The sequence below is a fragment of the Streptomyces sp. NPDC096136 genome (assembly GCF_044763325.1).
GTDB lineage: Bacteria > Actinomycetota > Actinomycetes > Streptomycetales > Streptomycetaceae > Streptomyces.
Genome location: NZ_JBIWFZ010000005.1, coordinates 51,585 through 65,978, shown reverse-complemented (window position 1 = coordinate 65,978; position 14,394 = coordinate 51,585). Strand labels below are relative to the sequence as shown.

Annotated in this window: 10 protein-coding genes; 3 read left to right on the top strand and 7 right to left on the bottom strand. The window is 71.6% G+C overall.

Features of this window, described 5'->3' with window-relative positions:
* The first annotated feature begins 5 nt into the window (after positions 1–5).
* Positions 6–1,208 (top strand): MarP family serine protease, encoded by a 1,203-nt coding sequence (locus ACIRBY_RS12130; protein WP_403900537.1) that lies wholly within the window; start codon positions 6–8, stop codon positions 1,206–1,208.
* Positions 1,209–1,628: 420 nt separating this feature from the next.
* Here the strand turns inward: ACIRBY_RS12130 and ACIRBY_RS12125 are convergent, their stop codons facing one another.
* From ACIRBY_RS12125 to ACIRBY_RS12105, 5 genes are all read right to left on the bottom strand, one after another.
* Entirely contained in the window at positions 1,629–2,603 is a 975-nt protein-coding gene (locus tag ACIRBY_RS12125) for an alpha/beta fold hydrolase (protein ID WP_403899770.1), read from the bottom strand.
* The gene (locus tag ACIRBY_RS12120) at positions 2,600–3,058 is read right to left on the bottom strand and encodes a phage holin family protein (RefSeq protein ID WP_403899767.1); all 459 of its coding nucleotides are present in this window, start codon (positions 3,056–3,058) and stop codon (positions 2,600–2,602) included. The genes ACIRBY_RS12125 and ACIRBY_RS12120 overlap by 4 nt, the downstream gene beginning before the upstream one ends.
* Positions 3,059–3,112: 54 nt before the next feature.
* Entirely contained in the window at positions 3,113–4,570 is a 1,458-nt protein-coding gene (gene nhaA, locus ACIRBY_RS12115) for a Na+/H+ antiporter NhaA (protein WP_403899764.1), read from the bottom strand.
* Positions 4,571–4,807: 237 nt separating this feature from the next.
* Entirely contained in the window at positions 4,808–6,763 is a 1,956-nt protein-coding gene (gene acs / locus ACIRBY_RS12110) for an acetate--CoA ligase (protein ID WP_403899761.1), read from the bottom strand.
* A gap of 272 nt (positions 6,764–7,035) precedes the next feature.
* Positions 7,036–9,534: a SulP family inorganic anion transporter gene (locus ACIRBY_RS12105; RefSeq protein ID WP_403899758.1), complete on the bottom strand. Its 2,499-nt coding sequence runs from the start codon at positions 9,532–9,534 to the stop codon at positions 7,036–7,038.
* A 234-nt stretch (positions 9,535–9,768) separates the two neighbouring features.
* Between ACIRBY_RS12105 and ACIRBY_RS12100 the strand changes: the two genes are divergently transcribed.
* Positions 9,769–11,079, top strand: a complete 1,311-nt coding sequence (locus tag ACIRBY_RS12100; protein WP_403899755.1) for a hypothetical protein — start codon at positions 9,769–9,771, stop codon at positions 11,077–11,079.
* On the opposite strand, the gene ACIRBY_RS12095 is transcribed toward ACIRBY_RS12100, so the two are convergent.
* On the bottom strand, positions 11,036–12,046 hold the full coding sequence (locus ACIRBY_RS12095) for an ATP-binding protein (protein ID WP_403899752.1): 1,011 nt from the start codon (positions 12,044–12,046) through the stop codon (positions 11,036–11,038). The two genes, ACIRBY_RS12100 and ACIRBY_RS12095, sit on opposite strands and share 44 nt — an antisense overlap.
* 109 nt (positions 12,047–12,155) lie before the next feature.
* On the opposite strand from ACIRBY_RS12095, the gene ACIRBY_RS12090 reads away from it, so the two are divergent.
* Positions 12,156–12,977 carry an oxidoreductase gene (locus ACIRBY_RS12090; protein WP_403899749.1) on the top strand — a complete coding sequence of 274 codons (822 nt, stop codon included), beginning with the start codon at positions 12,156–12,158 and terminating at the stop codon, positions 12,975–12,977.
* Between the two features lie 431 nt (positions 12,978–13,408).
* Here the strand turns inward: ACIRBY_RS12090 and ACIRBY_RS12085 are convergent, their stop codons facing one another.
* Entirely contained in the window at positions 13,409–14,278 is an 870-nt protein-coding gene (locus tag ACIRBY_RS12085; protein ID WP_403899746.1) for an HAD family hydrolase, read from the bottom strand.
* Between the last annotated feature and the right edge of the window lie 116 nt (positions 14,279–14,394).

The following is a 14,394-nucleotide window of genomic DNA, read 5'->3' as shown; positions in this document are numbered from 1 at the left end:
CCCTCGTGAACGTGCTGGACATCCTGTTGCTGCTCGCGGCCGTGTGGTTCGCGATCGTCGGCTACCGCCAGGGCTTCGTCGTCGGCGTCCTGTCGGTGATCGGCTTCCTGGGCGGCGGCCTCATCGCCGTGTCCCTGCTGCCGCTGATCTGGGACCGGGTGACGGACAACGGCACCCAGGTGTCCACCACCGTGGTGGTGATCGCCGTGGTGGTCATCATCATCTGCGCCTCGATCGGCCAGGCGCTGACCACCCATCTGGGCAACCGGCTCAGGCGCCACATCACCTGGTCGCCCGCCCGCGCGCTCGACGCGACCGGCGGCGCGCTGGTCAACGTCGTCGCGATGCTGCTGGTGGCCTGGCTGATCGGCTCGGCGCTCGCCGGCACCTCGCTGCCCACGCTGGGCAAGGAGGTCCGCAACTCCAAGGTGCTGCTGGGCGTGTCGCGGGTGCTGCCCACCCAGGCGAACACCTGGTTCTCCGACTTCAGCTCCACCCTCGCCCGCAACGGCCTGCCCCAGGTCTTCAGCCCGTTCTCGAACGAGCCCATCGCCGAGGTCAAGCCGCCGGACCCGGCGCTCGCCCGCAGCGTGGTGCCCCAGCAGGCCAAGCTCTCGATCGTGAAGGTCGTCGGCACCGCACCCAGCTGCAGCAAGGTCCTGGAGGGCACCGGCTTCGTCTTCGCGCCCGGCAAGGTGATGACCAACGCCCATGTCGTCGGCGGGGTCGTCGAGCCGACCGTGCAGGTCGGCGGCGAGGGCAAGCTCTACGACGGCAAGGTCGTGCTCTACGACTGGGAGCGCGACATCGCCGTCCTGGACGTGCCCAAGCTGCGCGCCCCGGCCCTGGAGTTCACCGAGAAGGATGCGACGAGCAGCAGCGACGCGATCGTCGCCGGCTTCCCGGAGAACGGCGCCTACGACGTCCGCGCGGCCCGTGTCCGCGGCCGGATCAACGCCAACGGCCCCGACATCTACCACCGGGGCACCGTCCGCCGCGACGTCTACTCGCTCTACGCGACCGTCCGCCAGGGCAACTCCGGCGGCCCGCTGCTCACGCCCGAGGGCCGGGTGTACGGCGTCGTCTTCGCGAAGTCGCTCGACGACCCGGACACCGGGTACGCCCTGACGGCGGACGAGATCCGGGACGACATCCGCCTCGGCCGGGTCGCCGACCGGCGGGTCGACACCCAGGGCTGCGCCCTCTGATCCGGGGCCGCGCCCCCGGGTTCCGGGTCCGACCCGGGGCCCGGGGGCGCGGCGCCGCTACCTCCGTGGACGGCGCGGCACTGCTACACCCGTGGATGGCGCAGCCGCGCCGACACCCAGCGGGCGCGGCGGCGCAGGATGCGCGGAATCCCGAGCCGGGGGTCGTGGCCTTCGCGGCCGGACCCCCTGTCGTGCGTGCCCGGCACCGTGGCCGAGCGGCGTTCGCGTGCGGTGTCACCGTGGTCGTGCGTCCAGCCCATACAACGAGCTCTGCCCGGCCTCCAAGGTCGGTAACCCCGTCCGGGGCGGCCAATTGGCCTATGCGCGGGGCAATTGAATGCCCGTAAGCCTTTCGTACGAACGAACCGCCGGACCATCATGAACCGGTCACCCGTCCGTCGGGTGTCGGCCAACGACCCGTCAGGGGCGGTCGGGCTCGGGGTCCTTGAGCCAGTTCACCAGCTCGGCGGAGAAGGCGGCCGGGTCCTCCTCGTGCGGGAAGTGCCCGAGACCGTCGAAGAGTCGCCAGCGGTAGGGGGCCTCGACGTACTTCCCGGATCCGGCGGCGCTCCGCGTCCGCATCACCGGGTCCTGCGATCCGTGCAGGTGCAGCGTCGGAACCCGTACGGGCCGCTTCATCCGGCGGTAGAACTGGAGCCCGTCCGGCCGGGCCATCGACCGCATCATCCAGCGGTAGGGCTCGATGGAGCAGTGCGCGGTGGACGGGATGCACATCGCCCGCCGGTACACGCCGAGCGCCTCCTCGTCCGGGCCGTCCTCCCCGAGTCGCGGCCCGGACCACTCCCGGATCAGCTGCCCCACGAGGGCCCCGTCGTCGGCGACCAGCTGCCGCTCGGGGATGAACGGCCGCTGGAAGCCCCAGATGTGGGAGCTCGCCCGGGTCTGGCCGAGGTCGCCCATCATGGCCGAGCGCCAGCGGCGCGGGTGCGGCATGGAGGAGACGACCAGCCGGCGCACGAGCTTGGGCCGCATCACGGCGGCCGTCCAGGCGAGGTAGCCGCCCAGGTCGTGCCCGACGAGGGCGGCGTCCGGCTCGCCGAGGGACCGTACGACCCCGGTGATGTCGAGCGCGAGGTTCGCCGGATCGTAGCCGCGCGGCGTGCGGTCGCTGCCGCCGACCCCGCGCAGGTCCATCGCGACCGCCCGGTACCCGGCGTCCGCGAGGGCGGTCAGCTGGTGGCGCCAGGTCCACCAGAACTGCGGGAAGCCGTGCAGCAGGAGGACCAGCGGCCCGTCGCCGAGCTCCGCGACGTGGAACCGGGCGCCGTTGGCCGCGACGTCCCGGTGGGTCACCGCCCTGCCGTCCGGCAGGTCGATCCGTACCGCCGTGGCGGCGGTGGGCGGAGTGCTGGAGTCCGGCGAGGGGGCTGTCATGAGGACGAGCGTGCCACACCCACGGCCTGGTCACTCAACGGCCGCGGATGCGGCTTGACGGTCCCCACCAGCGCGGCGGTCTCCTTGACGGACTCCATCGTCTTCACCGGCGGCTTGATCTTCTTGAACTTGGCCACCGCCAGCAGCCCGACCAGGGCCGCCAGCAGCCAGAACGCCACGCCGACGATGAGGAAGGACCAGGCGAGCCCGAGACCGAGGTTGTGGATGCCGTAGGCCGCGGCGAAACTCAGTACGGGGAGGGAGAAGAGCAGGAGCACGCCCGCCGCGATCGCCGCGCCGCTGCCGATGCCCGCGCGCTTGACGTCCTGCTTGATCTCCACCTTGGCGAGCGCGATCTCGTCGTGCACCAGGGCGGACATCTCGGCGGTGGCCGCGGCGACGAGCTGGCCGAGGGTGCGCTCGGCCCCCGCGGCCCCTTGGTCCACTGCGCTCATCTCTGTCTCCCTCTGTCGTCGTCTGCCGGCGGCTGTCCTCCGTCGTCAGTCAGATCATGCCGGACGGTCGGCCCGCGTGCTGGACCCGCCCGCGGCTTCGCCCCCGGCGGCGTCCGGCCCGGGGCCCGCCGACGGGCCCGCGGCAGGGGCGGCCGCGGCGGCCAGGCGGCGGTGTTCGGCGGCCTTCTCCTCGTGGATCCGCGCCATCCGCAGGTGGTACTCCGGGTTCTCCTCCTCGTAGATGTCCGGGATCCCGTCGTGGTCCTCGTCGCGGTCCTCGGCCTCGGTCAGCAGCCGGTAGGTGCGGTTGCGCAGCTTGAGCAGGACGGAGGCGACGATCGCCGCGATGAGCGAGCCGAACAGGACGGCGGCCTTGATCTCGTCGGTGAGGACGGGGTCGCCGGCGAAGGCGAGTTCGCCGATCAGCAGGGAGACCGTGAAGCCGATGCCGGCGAGGGAGGCCACGGCGAGCACGTCGGGCCAGACGAGGTCCTCGCTGAGCTCGGCCCGGGTGAAGCGGGCGGCGAGCCAGGTGCCGCCGAAGATGCCCACCGTCTTGCCGACGACCAGGCCGATGACCACGCCGAGGGTCTCGGGTCGGGTGAAGACCTGGGCGATCGCCTCGTCCGAGAGGGAGACCCCGGCGGAGAGCAGCGCGAAGAGGGGCACGGCCAGGCCGGCCGACAGGGGTCGGACCAGGTGCTCGATGTGCTCGCCGGGGGAGTGCTCCTCGCCCTCCCGGCGGGTGCAGCGCAGCATGAGGCCCATGGCGACGCCGGCGATGGTGGCGTGGACGCCGCTGTTGTACATCAGGCCCCAGATGACCAGGGCGAGCGGCACGTAGACGTACCAGCCGCGGACGCCGGCGCGCAGCAGGAACCAGAAGAGGACCAGGCCCGCGACGGCGCCGCCCAGCGCCGCGAAGTCGATCGTGCCGGTGAAGAACACCGCGATGATCAGGATGGCGAAGAGGTCGTCGACGACGGCCAGCGTCAGCAGGAAGGCGCGCAGCGCGGAGGGCAGCGAGGTGCCGATGACCGCGAGGACGGCGAGGGCGAAGGCGATGTCGGTGGCGGTCGGGACCGCCCAGCCGGTGGTCGAGCCGCCGCCGATCGTGTTGACCAGCAGGTAGACCAACGCGGGTACGGCCATCCCGCAGACGGCGGCGATGACGGGGAGGGCGGCGGCCTTGGCATCGCGCAGGTCGCCCGCGACGAGTTCGCGCTTGAGCTCGATGCCGGCGACGAAGAAGAACACCGCGAGCAGGCCGTCGGCCGCCCAGTGCTGGAGCGAGAGGTCCAGGCCCAGGGCGGCGGGGCCTATGTGGAAGGACCGGACGCTCTCGTAGCTGTCCGAGATGGCGGGGATGTTCGCCCACAGGAGGGCGGCGACGGCGGCCGCCAGCAGCAGGACGCCGCCGACGGTCTCGGTGCGCAGCGCATCCGCGACGAAGCGGCGCTCGGGGAGGGAGAGCCGCCCGAGGAGCTTGCGGCGGGTTGCGGACGTGGCCACGGGGGGACCTCCGGTCGGTCGACGGCATGACACATGCAGTTGCCGACCAGACTTCCCGGCGCACCCAGAGACGTGTATCGAAACTTTCAGGACTTTCAGACGTCAATTCTTGACGCTTCTCATATTTTACAGGGGTCCGCGGTGTCGTATCGGGTGATCTTCACCTTAAACGGACGGAGGGCGTCCGGCGCGCTGTGCGCCGGACGCCCTCCGGGGCGGTGTACCTCTCGCCGCAGGTCAGTCCTCGTCGGAGGCGCTGGGCAGCTTCGTCTGGATCAGGTCCATCACCGAGGAGTCGGCGAGCGTGGTGACGTCACCGACCGCGCGGTTCTCCGCCACGTCGCGCAGCAGACGGCGCATGATCTTGCCGGACCGGGTCTTCGGCAGCTCCTGGACGGGGAGGATCCGCTTGGGCTTGGCGATCGGCCCGAGCGTGGCGCCCACGTGGTTGCGCAGCTCGCCCACCAGGCCGTCCGTCTCCGAAGCGCTGCCGCGCAGGATCACGAAGGCCACGATCGCCTGGCCGGTGGTCTCGTCGGCCGCGCCGACGACGGCGGCCTCGGCGACGGCGGGGTGCGAGACGAGCGCCGACTCCACCTCGGTGGTGGAGATGTTGTGGCCCGACACCAGCATCACGTCGTCGACCCGGCCCAGCAGCCAGATGTCGCCGTCGTCGTCCTTCTTGGCGCCGTCGCCCGCGAAGTAGCGGCCCTCGAAGCGGGACCAGTAGGTGTCGATGAACCGCTGGTCGTCGCCCCAGATGGTGCGCAGCATCGACGGCCACGGCTCGGTGAGGACCAGGTAGCCGCCTCCGCCGTTCGCGACCTCGTGGCCCTCGTCGTCGACGACGGTGGCGCCGATGCCGGGCAGGGCGCGCTGGGCCGAGCCCGGCTTGGTCGCGGTGACGCCCGGGAGCGGGGAGATCATCATCGCGCCGGTCTCGGTCTGCCACCAGGTGTCCACGATCGGGCAGCGGTCGCCGCCGATGTGCTTGCGGTACCAGACCCAGGCCTCGGGGTTGATCGGCTCGCCGACCGAGCCGAGCACGCGCAGGCTCGACAGGTCGAACTTCGCGGGGATGTCGTCGCCCCACTTCATGAACGTGCGGATCGCCGTGGGCGCGGTGTAGAGGATGGTGACGCCGTACTTCTGCACGACCTCCCAGAACCGGCCCTGGTGCGGGGTGTCCGGCGTGCCCTCGTACATCACCTGCGTGGCGCCGTTGGCCAGCGGGCCGTAGACGATGTAGGAGTGCCCGGTGACCCAGCCGATGTCGGCGGTGCACCAGTAGACGTCGCTCTCCGGCTTCAGATCGAAGACGGCGTGGTGGGTGTACGAGGCCTGCGTGAGGTACCCGCCCGAGGTGTGCAGGATGCCCTTGGGCTTACCCGTGGTCCCCGAGGTGTAGAGGATGAAGAGCGGGTGCTCGGCGTCGAACGCCTGCGGGGCGTGCTCGGTGGACTGGCGGCCGACCACGTCGTGCCACCACAGGTCGCGGCCCTCGGTGAAGACGGTGTCCTGGCCGGTGCGGCGGACGACGAGGACGTGCTCGACCTGCGGGCACTTGGCGACGGCCTCGTCGATGGCGGGCTTGAGCGCGCTGGGCTTGCCGCGGCGGTAGCCGCCGTCGGCGGTGATCACCAGCTTGGCGTCGGCGTCCTGGATGCGGGAGGCGACGGCGTCGGCGGAGAAGCCGCCGAAGACCACCGAGTGGGCGGCGCCGACGCGGGCGCACGCGAGCATCGCGACGACCGCCTCGGGGATCATCGGGAGGTAGACGGCGACCCGGTCGCCCGCCTGGACGCCGAGCTCGGTCAGGGCGTTCGCGGCCTGCGAGACCTCGTCCTTGAGCTGCGCGTAGGTGATCGAGCGGCTGTCGCCGGGCTCGCCCTCGAAGTGGATCGCGACGCGGTCGCCGTTGCCGGCCTCCACGTGCCGGTCCACACAGTTGTACGCGACGTTCAGCCGGCCGTCAGCGAACCACTTCGCGAAGGGCGGGTTGCTCCAGTCGAGCGTCTCGGTGGGCTCGGCCTCCCAGGAAAGCCGTCGGGCCTGCTCCGCCCAGAAGCCCAGCCGGTCCGCGTCGGCCTGCGCGTACGCGGCTTCCTTCACGTTCGCGGCGGCGGCCAGATCGGCGGGCGGTGCGAACCGCCGCTCCTCTTTCAACAGATTGGCCAGGCTCTCGTTGCTCACGACATCTCCCTTTCCCAGGGTGTCCGTTGTTCCCCGGGCATAGCTGAGTCCCCGGGGACAGCTCATCAGTCAGATGCCCAGGTGACAAGGGGTTGCCGAAAATTGGTTTAGACCTATACCACGACTGGGCCCGTACCCGGCCTCCGCACGCACGCACGGCGTGTCGGCGTCGGCCGGCGGCGCGCGAACGGCCCCCTCCCGCCGACAGGGTGCGGGAAGGGGCCGACAGCTCGCACGGATACGGGAGGGTATCGGTTCCGGCGGGCCGCTGGTCAGGCGTTCTGGCCGACGCTGTCGAAAACCCGACAGTCGAAGAAGTCCTCGCCGGCGGAGAGGAGATAGGCCTGGGCCTCACCCACGTGGAAGTACATCCCGTGCAGCTCGAGCGTTCCCTCGGCGAGGCGCCGGGCCACCGATTCGTGGGCCCGCAGGTGCTCCAGCTGCTGCACCACGTTGGTCAGGCAGAGCTGCTCCACGGCATCGGCCGGGAGCCGCCCGGAGATCCGGGCCCAGGCGTGGTGCCGGCTGCCCATCCGCTCCAGGCTGGGCAGACCGTGCCGCAGCCAGCGGCTCAGCGGGGTCGTCGGGGCGCCCGGGCGCGAGGTGAGGAGGGCCTGCATGGCCCCGCAGCCCGAGTGCCCGCACACCGTGATGCTGGCGACCTTCAGCACGTCCACCGCGTACTCGATGGCCGCGGCGACGGAGTCGTCGCCGGACTCCGCACCGGGCAGCGGGACGAGGTTGCCCACGTTGCGCACGGTGAACAGGTCGCCCGGGCCGCTGGCGGTGATCATGCTGGTGACCAGGCGGGAGTCCGCGCAGGTCAGGAAGAGCTGCGAGGGCCGCTGCCCCTCGCGCGCCAGCCGGGCCAGCTCCTCGCGCACATGCGGGGCGGTGTCCCGCTGGAAGGCGCCGATCCCGCTCGCGAGTTGGCCCGCTCCGGGCCGCCGGGAGGCCGCCGCCGGGGTGCCGCAGGCGCCGGCCGCATCGGCCGCACCGGGAGCGCCGGGGGTCGGACGCGCGGGAGCGCCCGCGGCCCCGCCCCCGGCTTCGCCGCCCGCCGGTGCGGGCTGGGCCGCCTGGACCGCCCGGTGGTCGCAGTGGTTCTGCCAGGGAGTCCAGGGGCGGCAGCACTGGTGCGCCCCCCGGCCCGCCTCGGCCCGGTGTCCGCCGGCCGCCGCACCCTCCCGCGCGCCCCCGCCGGGTTGCCCGTCCCCCAGGGGGCCGCGGTCGCCGGACGGGCCCGGGGGCCCGCCGGAGAACGCCGCACCGCCCCGGCCGGTCAGTTCGAGCGCACCGCCGTGCGCCAGGTGCGACTCCTGCCAGTCGTGCAGGGCCTCGTAGGCGGCGTGGTCCATGAACGAGCCGTCCAGCTCGACCACCGCGCGCCCGCCGTGCGGAACCTGGTTCAGCACCCGGCTCAGCCGGGGCACCGCCAGGAAGGTCAACTGCCCGCGCACCGCGACCCGGTGGACGCCGTCGACCTCCGCGACCGTGATCCGCGTCCGGGCCAATCGGCGCAGGGCCAGGGCCACGGCGACCGCGATCCCGACGGCCACGCCCTCCAGCACCCCGCCCAGCACCACGGCCGCGATCGTGGTCGCGTAGACCAGGATCTCGCGGTGCCGCGAGACGGTTCGCAGGTGCGTGATGCTGACCATCTGGATCCCGACGAACATCACCAGCGCGGCCAGGGCCGCGAGGGGGATCAGGTCCAGGACCGGGACGAGCAGGCCGGCCGCGAGCACTACCCACAGGCCGTGGAACATGGCCGATTTCCGGCTGACGGCGCCCGACTTGACGTTCGCCACGCTGCGCACGGCCACACCCGTGATCGGCAGCCCGCCCAGCAGCCCGGAGACGATGTTCGCCGCGCCCTGGCCGCGCAGCTCCCGGTCGAGGTCGGCGCGGGGCGGGCGGTCCTCCGTACCGCGTTCGGAGGCGATCAGCTTGTCGGTGGCGACCGAGGACAGCAGGGACTCCACGCTGCCGACCAGCGTGATCGTCAGGACGGCGGCGATCAGCCCGAGCACCGGCCCCTCGGGCAGCTCGGGCAGCGCGTGGCTGCTCCAGGACGGCAGGTCGACCCGGGGCAGGGAGAGCCCGGCGAGCGCCGCGAACGCCGTGGCCGAGGCGACGGCGGCCAGCGCGGCGGGCACCTTGCGCAGGGCGCGGCCCGCCCGTCCGGGCAGCCGGTTCCAGCCGAGCAGGACGCACAGCGTCAGCGCGCTCACGGCCAGGGCGGCCGGATGCGGATCGGCCAACTGGGCGGGCAGGCCCAGCACGTTGGCCACCGCCGAGCTCTGCGGCGTGCCGCCGAGCACGATGTGCAGCTGGGCCAGCGCGATGGTCACGCCGATGCCCGCGAGCATCCCGTGCACGATGGCCGGACTCACCATCAGCGCTGACCGCGCGGTGCGCAGGAAGGCGAGCCCGAGCTGGCAGCAGCCCGCCAGGACGGTGATGGCGCAGGTGGTGCGCCATCCGTAGCGCTGGATCAACTCGGCGGTCACGACCGTGAGTCCGGCGGCGGGGCCGCTCACCTGGAGCGGCGCCCCGCCGAGCAGCCCGGCCACGATCCCACCCGCCGCCGCGGCCACCAGCCCGGCCTGCAGAGGGGCGCCGGTGGCCAGTGCGATGCCCAGGGAGAGCGGCAGGGCGATCAGGAAGACGGCCGTGGAGGCGGACAGGTCGGCCGGGAGGTCCTTGCGGAAGTTCCCCGCGCCCGATGGCTTCCGGTGGGCGGATGGGGCTGGTGCGGTGGCTGTCATGGGTTCCCGTCTCCTCTGCGGAGGGATGAAGCGGCGGGAGTTTCAACACTCAGTAAATGGATGGTAATGGAGAGTAAAGAAGGGTGGGGGAAAATACGGGCAGGCGGTCTAGAAACCCACCCTTGAGGGTGATTAAGCATTTTGTCTGGCTTGTCACACCTTCCTAAAACCGCACCGCATGGGACGTTGCGTCGCGAACGTCCTGCATCGGTACTGCGAGGGAGAGGTGTGCGGATGATGGCCGCCACGAAGAAGATCGCCGGCGGGCTGGTCGCCACGGCCCTGGTCCTGTGCGCCGCCGGGTGCAGCGGCTCGGGGTCCGCGGGGCGTGCGGCCCCCGGCGGGCCGAACGGGAGGAAGGGCGCCGCCGCCCCGGAGGCCCCCGGCAGCGCCAACCGGCTCATCGGCGACGGCTCGACCGCCTACACCGGTCCGCAGCCGAACGTGCAGAAGCCGCAGAAGCTGAAGCCCGGTGAGAAGCCGCCGCAGTTCGTGGTGTTCTCGTGGGACGGGGCCGGCGAGGACAGCCAGAAGCTCTTCTCCCACTTCCGCGAGGTCGGCAAGGAGCACAACGCGCGGATGACCTACTTCCTCAGCGGCGTGTACATGCTGCCCGAGGAGAAGCGTTCCCTCTACACCGCGCCGCAGCACGCGCCGGGCCGCTCCGACATCGGGTTCGGCGACCTCCAGGGCATCAAGGACACCGCCGACCAGGTCCGCGCGGCCTGGCTGGAGGGCAACGAGATCGGCACCCACTTCAACGGCCACTTCTGCGGCCCCGACGGCGGCGTGGGCACGTGGTCCGTCGAGGAGTGGAAGAGCGAGATCAACCAGGCCAAGTCCTTCGTCAAGAACTGGAAGACGAACGCCGGCCTGAAGGACATGGAGCCGCTCCCGTTCGACTACGACAAGGAGCTCATCGGCGCCAGGACCCCCTGCCTCGAAGGCCAGAAGAACTTCATGCTGGCGGCCAAGGACATGGGCTTCCGCTACGACTCCAGCGGGATCAGCAAGCAGGTCTGGCCGAAGAAGACGGACGGGCTCTGGGACCTCCCGCTCCAGCTGGTGCCGATGCCCGGCCGGGCCTTCGACACACTGAGCATGGACTACAACTACATGGTCAACCAGTCCGGTACGACCACACAGGGCGACCCCTCGCAGCACCAGTACTGGGGCGACCAGATGCGCGACGGCCTCAAGCAGGCCTTCGACCGGGCCTATCAGGGCAACCGCGCACCGCTGATCATCGGCAACCACTTCGAGTCCTGGAACGGCGGCACCTACATGCGCGCCGTCGAGGAGTCCATCAAGAGCATGTGCGACCAGAAGGAGGTCCGCTGCGTGCCCTTCCGGGAGCTGGCCGACTGGCTGGACGCCCAGGACCCGAAGACGCTGGACTGGCTGCGGTCCCTGGAGGTCGGCCAGGCACCGAAGGAGGGCTGGACGAAGTTCCTCACCGCGGGGCCGCCGGCCGCCCCGGCAGCCCCGCCGGCGGGCAGGGTCAAGCCGGCTGAGGGGCCGGCCGGCGAGCCGGACGAGGGCTGACCAGGCCCTCGTGGAGGACGAAGCCGGGGTCGACCTGCTCCGCCAGGTCGGCCCCGGTCTTGGCGTTGCCCCAGCTCTCCGCGTTGCGCAGGTGGAAGTGGACCATCTGCTCGGTGTACTTGTCCCAGTCGCGGCCGGAGTAGGAGTCCTCGGCCGCGTGCCGGAGGGTCTCCAGGGCGTGCCGGTTGGTCGCCTCCAGCAGCTCGAAGGCGGCCGGGCGGCCCCGCTCCATCGCCCGCACCCAGTCCGAGTGGCCGAAGGCGACCAGCAGGTCCTCGCCCACCTCGTCCTGGAGGAACTCGATGTCCTCCGGACCCTGCACCTTGTTGCCGACGACCCGCAGCGCGACGCCGAAGTCCCGGGCGTACTCCTTGTACTGGCGGTAGACCGAGACCCCCTTGCGGGTCGGCTCGGCCACCAGGAAGGTCATGTCGAAGCGGGTGAACATGCCCGAGGCGAAGGAGTCCGAGCCGGCCGTCATGTCGACGACGACGTACTCGTCCGGCCCGTCGACCAGGTGGTTGAGGCAGAGCTCCACCGCCCCGACCTTCGAGTGGTAGCAGGCCACCCCCAGATCGGACTCGGTGAAGGGGCCGGTCGCCATCAGCCGTACGGAGTCCCCGTCGAGCGGCAGCGTGCGCGCGCAGGCCTCGTAGACCGGGTTGTCCTCGTCCACCCGCAGCAGGCGCGAACCCGCCCCGGGCGGCGTCGTCTTGATCATGCTGTCGGCCGAGGCGATGCGCGGGTTCGAGCCGCGCAGGTACTCCTTGATCAGGGGCAGGTGCGCGCCCAGCGCCGGGAGCGCCGCGGCCTCCTCCTCGGCGAGCCCGAGGGCGGCTCCGAGGTGCTGGTTGATGTCGGCGTCCACCGCGACGACGGGGGCTCCACTGGCTGCGAGGTGGCGGATGAAGAGGGAGGACAGCGTCGTCTTCCCGCTGCCGCCCTTTCCCACGAAAGCGATCTTCATGTTCACCAAGAGTAGTTGACCGACAGCGGGGTGTGGTCAAGGTGAGTGAAGAAGACCACTCCAAGGAGGGGTCGGTGCTATGGGTCCGCAGTGCGTAGGCTCCCTACTTATGAGTAGCGCTTCCGACCCGCTGGCGCCCCTGGGTGCCCTCCCGGGCGTCGCAGAGTCCGTGGAATCCGTACGCAAGGCCGTGGACCGGGTCTACGGGCACCGGGTCATGCGCCGGCGGGGCGGGGAGATCACCTCGGAGGCCGCGCTGCGCGGTGCCCGGGGGAGCGCGGCGCTGTCGGGGGCCGACTGGGCGCTGGAGGAGGTGCGCCGCCGGACCGACTTCGGTGCGGACCCGGAGGCGCTGGCGGTCGGCGCGGCCCTGCGCCTGACGGCGGAGGCCGGCCAGCTGCTGAGCATCTGGCGCCAGTCGCCGATGCGGGTCCTGGCCCGACTCCACCTGGTCGCGTCCGGTTCGGCCGAGGCGGGGGACGTGGTGGGCCGTCCGCGCCTGGCCGGTGAGTCGGTGGACGAGCCGCTGGTCGACCTCCCGCTTCCGGACGCCGACGAGGTCGCGGGCCGGCTCGACGGACTGTCGAGGGTGGTCATCGCGGGCGGGTCGGCTCCGGCCCTGGTGACCGCCGCAGTGGTGCACGGCGAGCTGCTGGCCCTGCGCCCCTTCGCCTCGTACAACGGCCTGGTCGCGCGGGCCGCGGAGCGGATCGTGCTGATCAACAGCGGGCTGGACCCGAAGGCGATCTGCCCGGCGGAGGTCGGGCACGCCGAACAGGGGCCGGAGGCCTACCTGGAGGCGTTCAAGGGCTACGTCTCCGGCACCGCGGAGGGGATGGCGGCCTGGATCGCGCACTGCGGCCGCGCGGTCGAGCTCGGCGCCCGCGAGTCGACGGCGGTCTGCGAGGCGCTCCAGCGCGGCGCGGCGTAGGTTCGCGGCGGGGTGGGTCCGGGGCGGGCGGGGCGCGGGTGCGTGTCGGCCGCGCGGGCAACGGGTTGCGGCGACACCGTCCTGCTCTGGTGTCGCCGCTGGCATTCGCGCCCAGTTACCAAGCGTCCTCGATGGTGCCCATCAGGCCGGGTACTTTGCCCGTGGCCTGGTGCGGCTGGCCCGTAATCGACGGGTCGACGTCGCGTGGGTGCTCGGCGCTCCTGCTTCGGTCCGTGGGCCTTACTGCGTTTTAAAGATGATCCTCTCGGATGTTCTTTGGTCTCGCGGGCCGTGACTCCTTTGTACCTCGCTTCGCGGCGGAGTGAAACCCCTGGCCCGAGTTCTTTACTTTCCGGGACGATCCTGAGCGATTCGGACACCCCATATCGCCCCGGGCCCGGACGATTCCCCCGTCCGGAACGGGGCCGGACTCAGGCCGACGCGAGGGTCGCGGCGGCCCTCCGGCGGCTCGCGTACCAGACCAGGCCGGCGGTGACGGCCGCGGCGCCGACCGCCGCGGCGGCGACGAGCGCGGGCCGCGCGGGCACCGAGAATCCGGGCAGCCGCTGCTTCAGCCGCACCGGCTTGCTGAACACCAGCACCGGCCACTCCCGCGCGACCGCCTCGCGCCTCAGGGCCCGGTCGGGATTGACCGCGTGCGGGTGCCCGACGGCCTCCAGCATCGGCACGTCGGTGATCGAGTCGCTGTAGGCGTAGCACCGCGCGAGGTCGTAGCCCTCGGACTCGGCCAGCTCCCGTACGGCTTCCGCCTTCGTCGGCCCGTAGGCGTAGTACTCGATCTCTCCGGTGAAGCAGCCGTCCTCACCGACCACCATGCGGGTGGCCACGACCCGGTCCGCGCCGAGCATCTCGCCGATGGGCTCGACGACTTCGGCGCCTGAGCTCGAGACGATCACCACGTCGCGGCCCGCGGTGTGGTGGGCCTCGATGAGGGACGCGGCCTCGTCGTAGATGATCGGGTCGATCAGATCGTGCAGTGCTTCGGCGACGATCTCCCGCACCTGCCGGACGTTCCACCCCTTGCAGAGGGCGGACAGGTACTCGCGCATCCGTTCCATCTGGTCGTGGTCGGCGCCGCCGGCCAGGAAGATGAACTGGGTGTACGCGGTCCGCAGCACGGCCCGACGGTTGATCAGGCCACCCTGGTAGAAGGACTTGCTGAACGTCAGGGCGCTGGACTTAGCAATGACCGTCTTGTCCAGGTCGAAGAAGGCGGCGGTCCGAGGCGAGGAGTGCGGCAAGGGCTGATTTTCCACGACCCGAGCATATGCGCCCACCATTCGGCGTAAGGTGTGGCGCGTGGGTTTGCCTGAGAAGGCTCTCGGGTACACCATGGAAGTCACGGATCGTTCGCGACCGTGCTAACCCGGTCTGACTCCTCCCCCCCCGAGTCGGA